The organism is Neorhizobium sp. DAR64872/K0K18 (assembly GCF_050500175.1).
GTDB lineage: Bacteria > Pseudomonadota > Alphaproteobacteria > Rhizobiales > Rhizobiaceae > Neorhizobium > Neorhizobium soli.
In genome coordinates, this window is sequence record NZ_CP191446.1 from 644,383 (window position 1) to 661,372 (window position 16,990).

Annotated in this window: 15 protein-coding genes; 11 read left to right on the forward strand and 4 right to left on the reverse strand. The window is 63.1% G+C overall.

The window, feature by feature from the left end:
* The first annotated feature begins 105 nt into the window (after positions 1 to 105).
* Positions 106 to 744 carry a hypothetical protein gene (locus tag ACQY1P_RS08475; RefSeq protein ID WP_062454852.1) on the forward strand — a complete coding sequence of 213 codons (639 nt, stop codon included), beginning with the start codon at positions 106 to 108 and terminating at the stop codon, positions 742 to 744.
* A 13-nt stretch (positions 745 to 757) separates the two neighbouring features.
* Here ACQY1P_RS08475 and ACQY1P_RS08480 read toward each other — a convergent pair whose 3' ends face one another.
* A complete protein-coding gene (locus ACQY1P_RS08480; RefSeq protein ID WP_430256068.1) occupies positions 758 to 1,210 on the reverse strand; it encodes a nucleoside deaminase in 453 nt (150 codons plus the stop codon).
* Between the two features lie 144 nt (positions 1,211 to 1,354).
* On the opposite strand from ACQY1P_RS08480, the gene ACQY1P_RS08485 reads away from it, so the two are divergent.
* Genes ACQY1P_RS08485 through ACQY1P_RS08495 form a run of 3 tightly spaced genes read left to right on the forward strand, consistent with a single transcriptional unit; the run spans position 1,355 to position 5,085 of the window.
* Complete coding sequence (locus tag ACQY1P_RS08485) at positions 1,355 to 3,616, forward strand: pseudouridine synthase (protein ID WP_430256070.1); 2,262 nt, start codon at positions 1,355 to 1,357, stop codon at positions 3,614 to 3,616.
* Between the two features lie 3 nt (positions 3,617 to 3,619).
* Positions 3,620 to 4,180: a 16S rRNA (guanine(966)-N(2))-methyltransferase RsmD gene (gene rsmD, locus ACQY1P_RS08490; protein ID WP_113109555.1), complete on the forward strand. Its 561-nt coding sequence runs from the start codon at positions 3,620 to 3,622 to the stop codon at positions 4,178 to 4,180.
* A 20-nt stretch (positions 4,181 to 4,200) separates the two neighbouring features.
* The gene (locus ACQY1P_RS08495; RefSeq protein ID WP_113109556.1) at positions 4,201 to 5,085 is read left to right on the forward strand and encodes a patatin-like phospholipase family protein; all 885 of its coding nucleotides are present in this window, start codon (positions 4,201 to 4,203) and stop codon (positions 5,083 to 5,085) included.
* Here ACQY1P_RS08495 and ACQY1P_RS08500 read toward each other — a convergent pair whose 3' ends face one another.
* A complete protein-coding gene (locus tag ACQY1P_RS08500; protein ID WP_430256072.1) occupies positions 5,086 to 6,894 on the reverse strand; it encodes a monovalent cation:proton antiporter-2 (CPA2) family protein in 1,809 nt (602 codons plus the stop codon).
* 110 nt (positions 6,895 to 7,004) lie between these two features.
* Here ACQY1P_RS08500 and ACQY1P_RS08505 point away from each other — a divergent pair, with 110 nt between their 5' ends.
* From ACQY1P_RS08505 to lpxK, 6 genes are all read left to right on the forward strand, one after another.
* The gene (locus ACQY1P_RS08505) at positions 7,005 to 8,351 is read left to right on the forward strand and encodes a TldD/PmbA family protein (protein WP_184654007.1); all 1,347 of its coding nucleotides are present in this window, start codon (positions 7,005 to 7,007) and stop codon (positions 8,349 to 8,351) included.
* A 3-nt stretch (positions 8,352 to 8,354) separates the two neighbouring features.
* A complete protein-coding gene (locus tag ACQY1P_RS08510; protein WP_430256074.1) occupies positions 8,355 to 9,158 on the forward strand; it encodes a 3'(2'),5'-bisphosphate nucleotidase CysQ in 804 nt (267 codons plus the stop codon).
* Positions 9,159 to 9,220: 62 nt separating this feature from the next.
* Entirely contained in the window at positions 9,221 to 9,457 is a 237-nt protein-coding gene (locus ACQY1P_RS08515) for a DUF4170 domain-containing protein (RefSeq protein WP_062454846.1), read from the forward strand.
* Between the two features lie 167 nt (positions 9,458 to 9,624).
* On the forward strand, positions 9,625 to 10,953 hold the full coding sequence (waaA, locus tag ACQY1P_RS08520; RefSeq protein WP_430256076.1) for a lipid IV(A) 3-deoxy-D-manno-octulosonic acid transferase: 1,329 nt from the start codon (positions 9,625 to 9,627) through the stop codon (positions 10,951 to 10,953).
* Positions 10,953 to 11,711 (forward strand): HAD family hydrolase, encoded by a 759-nt coding sequence (locus ACQY1P_RS08525; RefSeq protein WP_430256078.1) that lies wholly within the window; start codon positions 10,953 to 10,955, stop codon positions 11,709 to 11,711. The genes waaA and ACQY1P_RS08525 overlap by 1 nt, the downstream gene beginning before the upstream one ends.
* A 3-nt stretch (positions 11,712 to 11,714) precedes the next feature.
* Positions 11,715 to 12,755: a tetraacyldisaccharide 4'-kinase gene (lpxK, locus tag ACQY1P_RS08530; RefSeq protein WP_430256080.1), complete on the forward strand. Its 1,041-nt coding sequence runs from the start codon at positions 11,715 to 11,717 to the stop codon at positions 12,753 to 12,755.
* Between the two features lie 32 nt (positions 12,756 to 12,787).
* Here the strand turns inward: lpxK and ACQY1P_RS08535 are convergent, their stop codons facing one another.
* Complete coding sequence (locus ACQY1P_RS08535) at positions 12,788 to 13,021, reverse strand: DUF2093 domain-containing protein (RefSeq protein WP_092661380.1); 234 nt, start codon at positions 13,019 to 13,021, stop codon at positions 12,788 to 12,790.
* A 79-nt stretch (positions 13,022 to 13,100) separates the two neighbouring features.
* Positions 13,101 to 14,912, reverse strand: a complete 1,812-nt coding sequence (gene mutL / locus ACQY1P_RS08540) for a DNA mismatch repair endonuclease MutL (protein WP_430256082.1) — start codon at positions 14,910 to 14,912, stop codon at positions 13,101 to 13,103.
* Between the two features lie 326 nt (positions 14,913 to 15,238).
* Here mutL and ACQY1P_RS08545 point away from each other — a divergent pair, with 326 nt between their 5' ends.
* Positions 15,239 to 16,921, forward strand: a complete 1,683-nt coding sequence (locus ACQY1P_RS08545) for a response regulator (RefSeq protein ID WP_430256084.1) — start codon at positions 15,239 to 15,241, stop codon at positions 16,919 to 16,921.
* The last annotated feature ends 69 nt before the right edge of the window (positions 16,922 to 16,990 follow it).

Sequence of the window (16,990 nt, forward strand, 5' to 3'; positions counted from 1 at the left end):
GGCCGCGTCATCCGGTATTCCTGCCTGAAATTGGCCGGAATGTTCCGGCACGAGATGACTTCCGGTTTTGAAGGCGTCAGGACGGGCGCCGATGGTAGGGGTTTGATGAAAACGACTTATGCGTTTCGTGCCGCGATCGGTGCGGTTGGCATGCTGGCTGCAACCGTGTCTCTTTCCGGCTGCATGGGCGGCCCGACCTATGGCACCGACAAGACGGCAATGGCCCAGCTCGGCGACGATCTTGGAGCAGCCGTGGCTCTCGGCAGCGCCCGCGATGAAGAAAAAGAAAAGCTGCGCTACAATCCTCGCCCGACGCTGGTCGTTGCCGGCAAGGGTCAGGCCAGCCTTCCGGCGCCCCAGCAGTCCCTTGCCAACCGCGAAAGCAACCCGAACTGGGTCGAGTCTCCCGAAGAGACCCGTGCGCGCCTGCGTCTGGAAGCCAAGGAAAACGAAGGCAACAACAATTACCGCTCGCCTCTGATGGCCGGTCGTGGCCAGGGCGGTCAGATGACCGAAACGGAAAAATGGGAAGCCTTCCGCAAGGCCAAGCAGGATGTCGAAACGGTCAACATGGGCTCGCGCCGCCGTTCCCTGTCCGAGCCGCCGGCTGAATTCCGTGCCGCCGATGCCGCAACGCTTCAGGATCTCGGAGAACCCGAGAACGAGAAGGAGCGCCGTCGCAAGAAGGAAGCGCAGAGCGCAACCCAGGCGTCGAACAGCAGCTGGTGGAAGCCCTTCCAGTAAGACCTTGTCTTGCCTAATCCCGGCGTGAGCGAAAGAAGCCTGTCAGAATGTCGGCGGCTTCCCGCTCTCCGAGCCCGGAATAGACATCCGGCGCATGATGGCAGCTCGGTTGTGCAAAGAAACGCACGCCATTTTCCACAGCGCCACCCTTCGGATCTCCAGCGCCGTAATACAGCCTCCGGATGCGCGCAAACGAGATGGCGGCCGCACACATGGTGCAGGGTTCCAGCGTCACGTAGAGATCGGCACCACTAAGCCGTTCCTGGCCGAGAAGCCCGGTGGCAGCGCGGATAACCGCAATCTCGGCATGCGCCGTCACATCGTTCTCGGTACGGGTCAGGTTGCCGGATCGCGCAATAATCTCGCCGTCCAGGACCAGCACGGCACCCACGGGCACTTCGTCCTTTGCCGCTGCAAACCGGGCTTCTGCGAGTGCGGCATCCATGAAACCGTCGCTCTTAGGCATTTCCGCGATTTCCTCTTAACCCGGCTCGCATGAACTGGTAGGAAGCATTCAACACGAAGCGCGCTGTGCGCGTGTTTCATCACCATCCACGAACACGAATGTCCGGTTCGTTTCCGTAGACATCATGCTTCAGGCAAACAACAAATGACTTCAAAAGACAAGCCGAAGCGCGGCGAAGCCAAAACCTTCATCCGCGAGATCAAGCCGAAATCTGCAGATGCTGCAGCCGGCAAGACAAAGACGGGGACGGGCTTCAAGAAACGGGCGCCCGCAAAGCCCGGTTCCGACGCGCCCCGCTCAGAACGGCCGCGCTCCGTTGCGCCGCGTGCTGAAAAGCCCCGCGCTGAAAATGCTGCCGCCGACAAGCCGGCTAAGCCGATGCGCCGTCAGGCAGCCTCTGCCGAAACGGCAGCATCGGATGGCAAGCCCGAGCGTATTTCCAAGATTCTGGCCCGCGTCGGCGTGGCGTCCCGCCGCGATATCGAGCGGATGATCATGGATGGCCGTGTGTCGCTCAACGGCAAGGTTCTCGATACGCCCGTTGTCAACGTCACTTTCGACGATGCGATCGAGGTGGATGGCGTGCCGATCCGCGGTGTCGAGCGCACGCGCCTGTGGCTCTACCACAAGCCCGGCGGCCTGGTGACGACGAATTCCGATCCGGAAGGACGTCAGACCGTGTTTGAAAACCTGCCCGGCGAACTGCCGCGGGTGCTCTCCATCGGTCGTCTCGACATCAATACCGAAGGCCTGCTGCTGCTGACCAACGACGGCGGTCTGTCGCGCGTGCTGGAACTTCCGACCACCGGCTGGCTGCGTCGCTACCGCGTCCGCGCCCATGGCGAGGTGGATCAGGAATCGCTCGACAAGCTGAAGGACGGCATTGCCGTCGATGGCGTTCTCTATGGCTCGATCGAAGCGACGCTCGACCGTTCGCAGGGCCGCAACGTCTGGATCACCATGGGTCTTCGCGAAGGCAAGAACCGCGAGATCAAGAACGTCCTCGGCGCGCTCGGCCTTGAGGTCAACCGTCTGATCCGTATTTCCTATGGCCCGTTCCAGCTGGGCGACCTGCCGGAAGGCGAGGTCATGGAAGTGCGCGGCCGCACGCTGCGCGACCAGCTCGGTCCGCGCCTGATCGAAGAAGCAAAGGCGAATTTCGACGCGCCGATCTACAATGAAACGCCTGCCGCTGCTGAAGACGAGAAGCCGGCGCGTTCGGGCCGTTCCGAATGGTCGAGCCCGGCGGATCGTCCGGCACGGCCACGCGACGAGGACAGACGCGAGCGCTCGCTTGGCCGTCTCGATACCAAGGCGACCGAACGCAAGTTCTCCGAAAAGCCGGCCGGCAAATTTGGTGGCAAGCCCGAGGGCAAGTTCGGCGCAAAGCCGGGCTTCAAGTCCAATGACCGCGATCTCGGCGACGAAAAGCCGAAGAAGCGTCCGCCGATGGGCACCAGCCGCACCGCCAATGTCTGGATGGCGCCGGGTGCGCGTCCAAACGCCGACGGCAGCGTCCGGGCTGTCTCCGCTCGTGCGCAGGCAGAGCAGCTGTTCAGGAAACAGGTTCCGGAAAATGACCGCCGCGTGATCGTGAAGCGCGCCGATGACGACGCCGACTGGATCCGCGCGGATTCTCCGCCGGAACCGGAAAAGGGCGAATTCGGCGCCAAGCGTTCCTTCGGTGACAAGCCGCGCGGTGACAAACCCCGTGGCGACAAACCAAGAGGCGACAAGCCGAGAAGCGACAGACCCCGCAGCGATAGCCCCCGCGGTGACAGCCCGAGAGGCGAACGCTCCTTCGGTGACCGCAAGCCGCGCGAAAGCGGCGATCGTCCCTATGGCGACAAGCCCCGCGGCGAGCGTTCGTTTGGGGATCGTCCTTCCCGTGGTGACCGCCCGACAGGTGACCGCCCGACCGGCGACCGTCGCCCACGTCAGGATGGTGACCGTCCCGCCCGTGCCTTCAACGCCGGCGAAGGCCGCGCCGATCGTCCGCGCTCGGATCGCCCTTATGGCGACAGGCCGGCGCGCGGTGATCGCTCCACCGGCGACCGCCCGACGGGTGACCGCCCAACACGTGACCGGCCAACGGGCGACCGTCGCCCGCGCGAGGATGGTGATCGTCCCGCCCGCTCGTTCAATGCCGGCGAAACCCGCCCCGATCGTCCGCGTTCGGATCGTCCATTCGGTGACAAGCCTGCATTCGGCGATAAGCCCAGGGGTGCACGGCCTGCCGGCAAATCCTTCGGCGGCAAGCCGAGCGGTGGTAAGCCAAGCTTCGGCGGAAAACCGTCCGGCGGAAAGCCTTCGGGTGGCCGCCCCTCGGGTGGCAAGCCCGGCGGACGTCCGGCTGGCGCTCGATCAGGCGGCCCAGGTGGAAAACCGCGGACCCCGAGAGGCTGATCCGTGCGCATCGTAGGGGGTGAATTCCGCGGCCGCACGCTCGCCACGCCGAAAACCAGCGCGATCCGGCCGACCATCGACCGGACGCGCGAAAGCCTGTTCAACATCATCGGCCATGTCTATCCGCAGGCGCTGGATGGCACGCGGGTGATCGATCTTTTCGCCGGCACCGGTGCCGTCGGACTGGAAGCCGTCTCGCGCGGCTGTCGTCATGCGCTGTTCGTCGAAAACGGTGTCGAAGGTCGCGGTCTCCTGTGGGAGAACATCGACGCTTTCGGCCTGCATGGCCGCGCCCGCATCCTGCGCCGCGATGCCACCAAGCTCGGCCCGGTCGGTACGCTGGAACCCTACAACTTCCTCTTCGCCGATCCGCCTTATGGTCAGAAGCTGGGTGAGGGGGCTCTGTTTGCCGCCCATGTCGGCGGCTGGCTGGTGCCCGGCGCGCTCGCGATTCTCGAAGAACGCGCCGATGTGACGGTTGAAGTCGATCCGGCCTACAAGCTGCTCGAAAGCCGAACATTCGGCGATACGCGGATGGATTTCTTCCGCTACGAGCCGGCCTGAGCAAAGGCGGGAGGCGATCCATGAACACGAGGCTGACCCTTGCTGATCATGAGACTGCGGATCGCCCTGGCGGCAAGAAGGGCGATCTGCGCTATGCGGTCGCCTTCGGCGGCGGCGGTGCTCGCGGCATTTCCCATATCCATGTCATCGAAGCGCTGGACGAACTCGGCATCCGGCCGGTGGCGATTTCCGGCTCCTCGATCGGCGCGATCATGGGCGCCGCCATGGCATCGGGCATGTCGGGCCGCGAGATCCGCGACTATACCGTCGAGACCGTCGGCAACCGCGGCTCGCTGGTGAACCGGCTCTGGGGTCTCGGCCCGTCGACGATGCGCGATGCGCTGGGCGGATTTCGCTTCGGTCACTTCAATCTGGAGCCGATCCTCGAGGCCTTCCTGCCGAGCCAGATCCCCCAGGATTTCGCCGATCTCGTCATACCCTTGAAGATCTCCGCCACCGATTATTATGGCCAGGCGGAGGTGATCCTCGAGACGGGCAATCTGCGCAAGGCGATTGCCGCCTCTGCCGCCATTCCCGGCCTGTTCATGCCGGTCAGGGTCAACAACCGCATCATGATCGATGGCGGCGTCTTCAATCCCGTCCCTTATGAGCAGTTGATGGATCTCGCCGACGTGGTGATCGGCATCGATGTGGTCGGCGCGCCGGAAGGCGATGGCCTGCATCCGCCAAACCGCTTCGACAGCCTGTTCGGCGCAAGCCAGCTCACCATGCAGGCCAGCATTGCCCTCAAGCTGAAACTCAACCCGCCGCACATCTTCCTGCGTCCCAGCGTCAATCGCTTCGGCGTGATGGATTTCTACAAGGCGCGCGACATCCTCGAAGCCTCAGAAGGCACAAGAGACGAGTTGAAGCGGGCGATCGAGGCTCTGGAAAGGGCCGCCTGATCACCACTTGCCGATCGAAACACCGGAAGCCTTTTCCTCCGGGCTTTTGCCGGTGCGTTTCGGCTTGATCAGTGGCTCGGGGCGAACGGGACTGTTGAAGAGCATCTCGCGGCCGGCGCCCAAACCCTGCACGGCCTGAACCTGCAGCCGTTCCTCGTCGCGACGGCGGATATCGTCGCCGATCTCGGAGGCGGCAGCCTCGCTCATGCCGAGCGCTTCCAGCGTCCGTCGCCCGAACAGCAGCCCGGACTCCAGCGTTTCGCGCAACTCGTATTCGACGTTCTTTTCGCGAAGCGCCAGCGAATGAACCCGGTCGTAGGACCGCACGAACAGGCGCACATCGGGAAATTCCGACGCAATCAGGTCGACGATCCGGTCCGTCGTTTCCCGTTTCTGCGTCGCGACCACAACGATCTTCGTCTTCTCGATACCGGACGCGATCAGAACGTCCTTGCGCGCACCATCGCCGAAATAGATCCGGAAGCCAAAATTGGCCGCCTGCCGGATACGCTCCGGACTGTCATCGATGACAGTCACGGAACTGCCGCCGGCAAGCAGGATCTGCGCGGCGATCTGGCCGAAACGGGAAAAGCCGATCATCAGCACATCGGCTCCGGCGCCTTCGAAATCCTCCTCCAGATGTTCGCGCGTCTCGCTCTTCTGCAGGCGCCTAGCAAGCGCCGAGCCGAGCGGCGTCAGCGCCATCGACAGCGTCACGCCGGCAATCAGAAGCGAAGCGGTGGCGGAAGAGAGGAGGCCGGCCGCGGTCGCGGTGGTAAACAGCACGAAGCCGAACTCGCCACCCTGCGGCAACAGGAACGCGATCTTCAGCGCGTCATTGGGCGGCGAACCCCACAGACGCGAGAGAGCGTAGACCACGGCCGCCTTCACGCCCATGAACACGGCAACGGCCGGGATCAGGAAGGCGAGGTTTTCGAAGATCACCTGGACTTCGAGCGAAAGCCCGACAGCGACGAAAAACAGCGCCAGAAGCAGGCCGCGGAAGGGCTCGATATCCGCTTCCAGCTCGTGCCGATAGGAGGATTCCGCCAGCATGACGCCGGAGAGGAAAGCACCCATCGCCATCGACAGACCGACGGCCTGCATCGCAGCCGCCGAACCGAGCACGACGAGAAGGGCGGCGGCAATCATCACCTCGCGGGCACCGCTGCTGGCAATGATCTGGAACATCGGTGTCAGCAGGTACTTGCCGGCAATCACCATGGCGCCCACGGCAGCGACAGCGATTGCAAAGTCCAGCATCGGGGTGGCGGCTGCCTCACTGGTGCCGGGTGCCAGGATTGTGATCAACGCCAGAAGCGGCACGATCGCGAGATCCTGGAACAAGAGAACGGAGAAGGAGCGCTGCCCGTAGCGGCTGTTCATCTCGCCGGTATCGTTGAGGATCTGCAGCGCGAAAGCGGTGGATGACAGGGCAAGCCCGAAGCCGATCATCAGGCTGCCGCGCCAATCCGCCATCGCCGACAAGTAGGCGAAACCGCTCAAGACGCCACCCGATATCGCCACCTGCGCCGGCCCAAGCCCGAACACATCGGCCCGCATCTGCCACAGACGCGAGGGTTTCAGCTCCAGCCCGATGACGAAGAGCAGGAACACGACGCCGAATTCCGCGACATGCAGCACTTCCTGCGTATCGGTCACCTGTTGCAGCACCGGACCGATCAGGATGCCGGCCGCGAGATATCCAAGCACGGTGCCAAGACCCAGCCTGCGAAACAGCGGGGCGGCGATCACCGCACCGGCAAGCAGCATCAACATTTCGGTAAAGTGGGAGCCGTTTGCAGTCATGGGGCACTTTCGGGTCGGGAATGCGGAAGGTCAACCGGGGAATCGGAGCGCTGCCCTTGATGCTTTGGTCGGTGCACAATAAATGGGGTGCAAACGAAAGGCTTGCAAACATGACCTCGCAAATCGATTCCGCCTCCCTTCTGGCGCGTGCCGGCGAACTGATCGATCTGGCCAAGGCTGCGGGCGCCGACAAGGCGGATGCGGTGGTCGTCCGCTCCCGCTCCAGTTCCGTCAGCGTCCGGCTCGGAAAGGTGGAGGGAACCGAATCCTCGGAAAGCGACGATTTCTCGCTCCGTGTCTTCGTCGGCAACAAGGTTGCGAGCGTTTCCGCCAATCCGGGTTTCGATCTGAAGGTCCTGGCCGAACGCGCCGTCGCCATGGCCAAGGTCTCGCCAGAGGATCCCTTCGCCTGCCTGGCGGATGAAAAGGACCTGGCCAGGGATTACCCGGATCTCGACCTGTTCGACCCGACCGAAGTCTCCGCCGATACGATGCGGGACGTGGCGCTCGAGATGGAACAGGCAGCGCTCGATGTCGCAGGCGTCACCAATTCGTCGGGATCCGGCGCCTCTGCCGGCATGGGCGGAATGGTTCTCGTTACTTCGCACGGATTTTCCGGCGCCTATATGGCCAGCCGCTTCGGCCGCTCCGTCAGCGTCATCGCCGGCGAGGGCACGAAGATGGAGCGCGACTACGATTTCGACAGCCGTCTGTTTGCAGCCGATCTCGACGATCCTAAGCTGATCGGCCGGCGGGCCGGCGAGCGGGTGGTCAAGCGCATCAATCCGCGCCAGGTCGATACCGGCAGCAATGTCACCGTCGTCTTCGATCCGCGCATTGCGCGCGGCTTTGTCAGCCACATCGCCGGCGCCATCAATGGCGGATCGGTTGCCCGCAAGACATCGTTCCTGCGCGACAAGATGGGCCAGCAGGTGCTGAAGTCAGGTCTCAACATCACCGACGATCCTTTGATCGTGCGCGGTTCTTCCTCGCGCCCCTTCGATGGCGAGGGTGTGAAGGGCGAGCGTCTCGTGATGATCGAGGACGGCGTGCTGAACCATTGGTTCCTCTCTACCTCGACCGGCCGCGAGATCGGGTTCCCGACCAATGGCCGCGGCGTGCGCGGCGGCACGTCGGTCACCCCGGCCTCCACGAACCTCGCGCTGGAACCGGGCGATATTTCGCCCAAAGACCTGATCCGCCAGATCGGCACCGGTTTCTACATCACCGAACTGATCGGCCAGGGCGTGAACATGATCACCGGCGAGTATTCGCGCGGCGCGACCGGCTTCTGGATCGAGAACGGCGAGCTTGCCTATCCGGTGTCCGAAGTGACGATCGCCTCCAACCTGAAGGACATGTTCATGCGGATGACGCCGGCAAACGATATCGACCGCAAGTTCGGCACTGCCTCTCCGACGATCGCCATCGAAGGCATGACGCTGGCGGGACGCTGACCGATGGCTGGCGCGGAAGGGCAATGGCTTGAAGATCTGGACCTGATCCGCGATGCCGCCCGTCAGGCCGGCGAGATCGCGCATGGCTTTTTCGGCCAGTCGCCGGAAGTCTGGTGGAAAAACGAGGGCTCGTCGCCGGTCAGTGCCGCAGACTTTGCGGCAAACGACATTCTCCAGAGCCTGCTTCTGACCGCCCGTCCCAATTACGGCTGGCTCTCGGAAGAAACGGATGACGACGACGCCAGGCTTTCACTCGACACGCTGTTCGTGGTGGATCCGATCGACGGCACCCGCGCCTTCATCAATGGCGAAAAGACCTGGTGCGTCTCGGTCGCCGTCGTCCATCACGGCCGACCCGTGGCGGGTGTTCTGGTCGCGCCGGCGCTCGGCGAGGAGTTCTTTGCCGTCAAGGGCGGTCAGGCGATCCGCAACGGTGCGCCGATCTCTGTTACTAAGGATGATCATGATAAGCTTGTGATCGCTGCCGATGAAAACCTTGTGAAGAAATTTGATCTGCCGTTCCGCAGCCATGTCGAACGCCATCGGCATATCCCGTCGCTCGCCTACCGGCTGGCGATGGTCGCGGACGGACGCCTCGATGGCACCGTCGTCAAGCGCAACTCGCATGACTGGGATCTCGCCGCCGCCGACCTTATCCTGGAATGCGCAGGCGGCCGGTTGACCGACCTTGCGGGAAGCCCGCTCACCTACAACCGGCGGCAGGTCCGCCACGAGATGCTGGCGGCTGGCGCAGAGCATGCACTGGAACGGCTATTGCCGCAGATCCAGCGATTTCCGGCCGCTTGACCTTTGTGGCGTAATGCCGCAGATGAGGATCGGGCGGAGAGGATAAACGGGACAGGATGGACATGACCGCGACGACTGACAAGAAACAGCTTCTGCATCTGGTTTTCGGTGGCGAACTTTCGAGCCTCGAAGAGGTTCAGTTCAAGGATCTTGCGGCGCTGGATATCGTCGGCATCTATCCCGATTATGCAACGGCCCTGACGGCCTGGCGCAGCAAGGCACAGCAGACGGTCGACAACGCCCAGATGCGCTATTTCATCGTTCACATGCACCGCCTGCTCGAGCCAGGCCCCAAGTAACGCTGAAGCAAGCCTGATCTGCCAGGTTTCGAAATGCCAGGGTCTGGAACATAGGGTCCGGGACCCCTTTTTGACGCATTTGTGCATGACAGAAATTCGGCGACTGATACGATATCAGAAGGACGACCGGGATTGATGACGGCCATCATGCAGTGGGGGCAAAAGCGATGAGCGGCAGTATGGCTCGCATGGCCCTGGCGGGATACCGTCTGGCCGGCATCGCGCTTTATCCCTTTGCCGGGCCGTACCTCACGTACAGGTCGATGAAGGGCAAGGAAGATTCCTCGCGCCGTCTCGAAAGGCTCGGCTATGCCAGCCTGCCGCGCCCGCGCGGACCGCTGGTCTGGGTTCATGCCGCAAGCGTCGGCGAAACCATGTCGATCATGCCGCTGATCCGCGAACTTCGCCGTCGCGAGATCCATGTCCTGCTGACGACAGGGACCGTTACATCCGCAGCACTGGTCGATGCCAGGCTCGGCGATGAAGTCATTCATCAATATGTGCCGTTCGATCTAAAATTCTCCATCAAGCGCTTTGTCTCCTACTGGAAGCCGGATGCGTGCATTACGGCCGAGTCCGAAATCTGGCCGACGACGGTCGCCGAACTGGCACGCCGCCGGATCCCGCAGATCCGCGTCAATGCCCGGCTGTCGGATCGCTCGTTCACGCGCTGGCACAATCACAATACCATCGCCGAAGCGCTGTTCGAAAAGCTGGCCCTCGTGGTGGCCCAGTCCGATCTCGATGCGGAGCGTTTCCGTGATCTCGGCGCCTGGCCGGTGATCGTGTCCGGCAACCTCAAGACCGACACCGACCCGCCGCCATGCGACGAGGAGCTCCTGGCCCGCTACAAGGCCGAAATCAGCGAGCGCAAGACCTGGGCTGCAATCTCCACCTTCGATGGCGAGGAAAAGGCCGCCGCCACCGTGCATCGGGCGCTGAAGCCGAAAAGCAACCTGTTGACCATCCTCGTGCCCCGTCATCCGGATCGCGCAGATGCGATCGAGGACATGCTGAAGGCCGAAGGTCTCACCGTCGCCCGCCGCTCGCGCAACGACACGATCACGCCGGAAACCGATATCTTCCTCGGTGATTCCATCGGTGAAATGGGCCTTTATCTGCGGCTGACCGAAATCTCCTTTGTCGGCAAGTCGTTGACCAACGAGGGCGGCCAGAACCCGCTGGAGCCGGCCATGCTCGGATCTGCGGTTCTGTCCGGCCCGAACATCGACAATTTCCGCGATGCCTACCAGCATCTGGTCAAGAAGGGCGGCGCCCGGATGGTCCGCGATGTCGAAATGCTAGCAAAGGCCGTGCATTACCTGATGATCAACGACCTTGCCCGCCGCAAGATGGTCGAAGCCGGCCATGACGCGATGGACGAAATGCGCGGCGCGTTGGCCAAGACCGTCAAGGCGCTCGAACCTTACGTCAATCCGCTCACCGTCAGCGCCAGGCTTCAGCCGAAGACAGCCGCCGCCGGTGCTGCACGCTGATGGCCGGGGCGACAAGCGACGTGGTGGATATGGACTTCTCGCATATCGCCGGCATCCTGTTCGACAAGGACGGCACGCTGTTGCACTATGATGCGAGCTGGGGCCCGGTGAACCGGGAAGCGGCGCGCATCGCGTCGGGCGGCGACGCCGATCTCGAAACGCGCCTCCTGCAAGCCGGCGGCATGGATCCCGTCTCCGGCCACACCCGTGCAGACAGCCTGCTTGCGGCCGGCAATGCCGCCGAGATTGCCGCAGGCTTCGTGTCCGCAGGCTCGCCCATGGACGTGGCAGACCTCACCCGTCAGCTCGATGCACTCTTCGTTCGCTCGGCCGAATACTCGGTTCCGGTCACCGATCTCGCCGCCTTTTTCGGCGCCCTGAAGGCCCGCGGCCTGAAGCTCGGCATCGCCTCCAGCGACAATGAGGAAGCCATCCGCCAGACGGCGATCCGTTTCGGCTTTATCGATCATGTCGATTTCATCTGCGGCTATGACAGCGGTTTTGGTGTGAAGCCCAAACCCGGTATGTTCCTCAAATTCTGCGAAGTCGTCGGTCTCGACCCCGCGCAGGTGGCGATGGTCGGCGACAACAATCACGATATGCACATGGGCGAGGCGGCAGGCGCCGGCATCAAGGTCGCGGTTTTGACCGGGACCGGTTCGCGCCAGACGCTGTCGACTGCCGCCGATCTCTGCCTCGACGATATCTCCGCCTTTGCCGCCCTCCTGCCGGTCTCGGCACCGGCTGCGGCGGGCTGAGCGGTGGTTTCCGAAGCGCCGCCCTTCTGGTGGACCAAGGCCGACTGGCGCGTCTGGGCGCTGTCGCCGGTTTCGTTCGTCTATGGTGCCGTCTCCGGCCGCCGCATGGCGAAGTCGAAGCGGGCGCAGGCGCCGCTGCCGGTCATCTGCGTCGGAAACTTCACCGTCGGCGGCGCCGGCAAGACACCGACGGCGATCACGCTTGCCCGCGCCGCCAAGGCGAAGGGCCTCACCCCCGGCTTCCTCACCCGCGGCTATGGCGGATCGCTCGACGTCACGACAATGGTCGATCGTTCCAAACACAAAGCCGAAGCCGTCGGCGACGAAGCGCTGCTTCTCGAGCGCGAAGCGATGACCGTCATTTCCCGCCGCCGCGTTGATGGTGCAAGGATGCTGGCGGAAAACGGCGTCGATCTCATCATCATGGATGACGGGTTCCAGAGCGCCCGTCTCTCGATCGATTTCGCGCTTGTCGTGATCGATTCCGTTCGCGGCATTGGCAATGGCCATCTCGTGCCGGGCGGTCCCGTGCGGGCACCGCTGGCCGAGCAGATGCGCCAGGCCTCCGCCATCCTCAAGGTCGGCACCGGCGACGCGGCCGACAGGATCGTGCGTCAGGCATCGCGCGCCGGCAAGCAGGTCCACGTCGCGACACTCGATCCAAACCCCGGCCAGTCGCTGGCGGGCACAAATCTTCTCGCCTTTACCGGGATTGCCGATCCGGAGAAATTCTACCGCACCGTCAACAGCGTCGGCGGGCTGATTTCAGAGCGCCGGTCGTTCCCGGACCATCATTTCTTCTTGGCGGATGAAATCGAAAGCCTGCTGGAGGATGCCGACAGGAACGGTCTCCATCTCGTGACGACGGCAAAGGACGCGGTGCGTCTCGTCGGTCATCACGGTCCCGCCGAAAAATTGCTCAACCGGGTACAGGTGGTGGACGTGGAGATGATCTTCGACAATCCGAAGGCGCCCGGCCAGATCATCGATGCGGCTTTCGCAAGGTTTCGGGAGCGTCGCTTGAAGAACGGCGTGAAACCCTGATCAGGGCGCAAACGCGCGTCGGTTGATTGTGCTTAAGCCCGGCTCTGGTTCGGCAGCATGCCGGCACGCTTGTCGGCTTCCAGCGAGGAAGCGCAATCGGCATAGGCTTCCTGCCGCGCCACGCTCCAGTATTTGAGCTCGTCGACCGGGATCTGTGCCCCCGTCATCGCGCAGATCACGTATGAACCGCTGCTGACGATCTGGTAGTCGCCATCCAGGTACCGGATTTTCGCTTCGCGGAAGCTGCCGCCTTCGAACCGGTTCATCTGTCTGCGTCTCCTGCGAAAAAACATCGGATTGCTCGCGCCTTTGGCCGTCATTCCCTACACCGCGTGTGGCGCGCCTTCAAGTCCGCCCGAACAGGCGTTCGATGTCGGAGAGCTTGAGTTCGATAAAGGTCGGCCGGCCATGGTTGCAGGTGCCGGAACCCGGCGTCGCTTCCATCTGGCGCAACAGCGCATTCATCTCGTCGGGCCGAAGCCTGCGCCCTGATCGCACCGAGCCGTGGCAGGCCATGGTGGCCGCGACATATTCCAGCTTGCCGCGCAGGGCACCGGCCGTTCCCCATTCGGCCACTTCGTCGGCGAGATCGCGGATCAGCGAGGATGCGTCCACTTCGCCCAGCATGGCGGGCGTCTCGCGCACCGCAACCGCGCCTGGACCGAACCGCTCGACCGCCAGCCCCAGCCGGTCGAGTTCCTCCGCATGCAGCATCAGCCGGTCGCACTCCTCTTCCGGCAGATCGACGATCTCCGGAATGAGCAGAACCTGCGACGCCAGCCGCTTGTCGTTCAAAGCCTGGCGCAGTGCCTCATAGACCAGCCTTTCATGGGCTGCATGCTGGTCGACGATGACAAGGCCGTTTTCCGTCTGGGCGACGATATAATTCTCGTGCACCTGCGCACGCGCAGCACCCAGCCGGTGGCGCTGCCTGTCTTCCGAAACGTGCACCGTTTCAGATATGGCATCGTCCGTGCAGGCCGCCGGCATGGTCAAACCGTCGAAATCCTGTTGCGCCCGTTCCCCGAAGCCGAACGGTGCCTGCAGCGGCCGCGATGGCGATGCTGCCGGGCTCCAGGGCGCTGGAGTCGGCGGCCGATAGGCGGGCGAGGCCGAGAATCCAGGGCGGAACGCCTGCATCATGCCGGATGCGCCGGTCGTGTTCGCCCGGTCGCCCTCGCGGTGCAACGCCTCGCGGATGGCGCCGACGATCAACCCGCGCACCAGCCCCGGATCGCGAAACCGGACGTCTGCCTTGGCCGGGTGCACGTTGACATCCACCAGCGCCGGATCGAGCGTGATCGACAGCACCGCCACCGGATAGCGACCTGACGGCATCCGCTCCGCATAGGCACCGCGGATGGCCGACAGGATGAGCTTGTCCTGCACCGGCCGTCCGTTGACGAAGGCGTATTGATGTCCCGAATTGCCCCGGTGGAACGTCGGCAGCCCGACAAAGCCTGTGAGGCCCACATCCTCGCGCATCGCGTCGATCTCGATCGCATTGTCGCGAAACTCGGCCCCGAGAACCTGCGCCATGCGCGCCAGATGGTCCTCGCCGGTCGCCGGCAGGTCCAGCGTGGTGCGGTCGGAGCCCGACAGAACGAAACGCACATGCGGAAAAGCGATCGCCATGCGCTTGACGATTTCGGTGATCGCACCGGCTTCCGCCCGTTCGGTCTTGAGGAATTTCAGGCGTGCCGGCGTTGCAAAGAAGATGTCGCGAACTTCCACCACCGTGCCGGGATTGGCCGGTGCCGGCCGCGCCGCGGTCGTCTTGCCGCCGGTCACCGACACCTGCGAGCCGCTGTCGCTCCCTTGGCGCCGGCTGGTGATCGTGAGTTTCGCGACCGACCCGATCGACGGCAGTGCCTCGCCGCGAAAGCCGAGCGTTCTGATATCGTCGAGCGTCGTCGCGATCTTCGAGGTGCAGTGGCGGCGGATCGCGAGGTTGAGATCGGCGGGCTCCATGCCCGATCCATTGTCCGTGACGCGCAGAAGAGACTTGCCACCGCCCGCCGTGGCGATCTCGATGCGCGTCGCACCCGCATCGATGGCGTTTTCGACCAGTTCTTTGACAGCGCTTGCGGGTCGCTCGATGACCTCGCCGGCAGCGATCTGGTTGATGAGCGTTTCGGAAAGCTGCTTGATGAACATGGCGCTATTTTCAAGGATTTCCGGCGGGAAGGAAAGGCTGCCGGATGGTTTGTCCCCTGCAAGCCCTGCAGCAAGCCTATCTTAATTCGGCCTTAACCGAAAACCGATATTCAATCTGAGTTGAACAGGATGAACCCGGGAGAGCGCCAGCTCTCCGCAGAGGAACCGATGTATGGGCCGGCTGGGCACCCGTACACGAGGATCGGCCCTTTGTTCGAGGACTTGAAGCCAGCATGTGTCTTACCCGACTTGATTAATTGAGACGGATTGCACCGCATGGTGCCGGCGATTGGCCGAGTCTGTGAACACACAGGGGGTTTTGTCACATGAATGATTTGGCGTCGGCGGACGCGGACATTCAGACTGCGATGATGGAAGTGATTTCCGAGGCGATCTCGGGTGGGCACTCAGGCGGCCTTGTCGTCTACGACAAGAACGACCTGTTGATCTTTGCCGGTCAACAACTGACCATCCTTCTCGGCATTCCTGACAGCGTCCTTGCACCCGGTACACGGCTGCGCGATCTCCTTGGTGCCATCTATGACGGCGGCGGACGGTTCATGTCCGAGACCGGCGGCACAAAACGATTGCTCAGCCGCGACGACTGGATTTCCGACAATATTGCCGCGCTCTGGAAGGAGCGGCACGAGGCGCTGATGCGCCGTGGTGCCGATCGCTGGATCAGTCTTGCCAAACGGCGGCTGCCGTCGGGCTACGGCGTCTGCATCCTCCGGGACGTTTCCGAACAGCGCAAGCGCGAAGAGCAGTGGCGCGCCGACATGGAGCGTGTGCAGTTGACCGAGGATATCCTCGACAACCTGCCGTTCCCGGTCATGGTCAAGGACACCAATCTCGCCTTCGTCGCCGTCAACAAGGCTGCCTGCCGGTTTCATGATCTCCCGGCCGAAGCGCTGCTCGGCTGCACGGGGACCGACATCCATGCTCCGGCCTTGGCCCAGCGGCTCGACGGTATCAACCGCCGGGTGGTGGAAGACGGCGAGGAGATCCAGCTCCCGGAGCGTCTGACGCGTCCGGATGGCTCGCAGATGGTGATCGTCGCCAACAAGTACCGGATCGGCAAACCCGGCCGGTACTATCTCGTCACCGCCATGCAGGACATTTCCCGGATGGTAGAGGTGGAAGAGGACGGGCGTGGCTTTATCCGCTTATTCGACGACCCCAATCTGTTTTCCGCCAAGCTGCATCGCAAGACCAAGATGCGCGACGCTTTGCAGGGCGCGGATCCCGATATCGCCGGAAGCCAGATCCTGATCGTTTCAAGCGACCCGCTTTTCACCGGAACCGCGAAGGCGATCCTTGCGGATTTTCAGGTCGAGGCATCCTCGGTCGTTGATGAACACGAACTGGCGCTTTGCCTCGAACTCGTGTCCAACGCCGCGGTCAGGGTCGATCTCATCGTCGCGGATCGCGATCTGGCGTTCGCCTGCCGCGCCATCGGCTCAAATTACGACAAACAGGTCGTGGCCTTCGATGCTGCGGCTCTCGAAGAGCATCTCGTTCCCACCCTCAGCCGCGAACTGACCAAGTTGCGTGGACCTGTCGAACAGGACGAAGAAGACAACTGGCAGATCCTGCCCGATGACCCTCAGCCCTGCGTCGATATCCTTGTTGCTGAAGATAACGAGGTGAACCAGATCGTGTTCTCGCAGATCCTCGAAAGCCTCGGGTACCGCTATGCGATTGCGGTCGATGGAGAAGAGGTGGTCAGGATGTGGCACGAGCTTCGTCCCTCGCTGGTGCTGATGGATGTCACTCTGCCGACCCTGAACGGCTTCGAGGCAGCGCGGGCGATCCGCACGCTCGAGGAAGAAGGGCAGGCGTCGACACCGATCGTCGGCGTCCTCGCCCAGGCATTCGACCGCGACCGCGAGGAATGCTTTGCATCGGGAATGGACGACGTGATCCTGAAGCCGATCAGTCCCGATGTGCTGGAAACCCTGTTCGCGAAATTTCTCGTCGTTGCCGGTTCGCAGCAGATGCTGTCTTGAGCATGGATCGGAAGCGCGGACGGCTATCCCGAAACGCTACGGTTCCGCTATGAAATGTTAAGCTTTGTC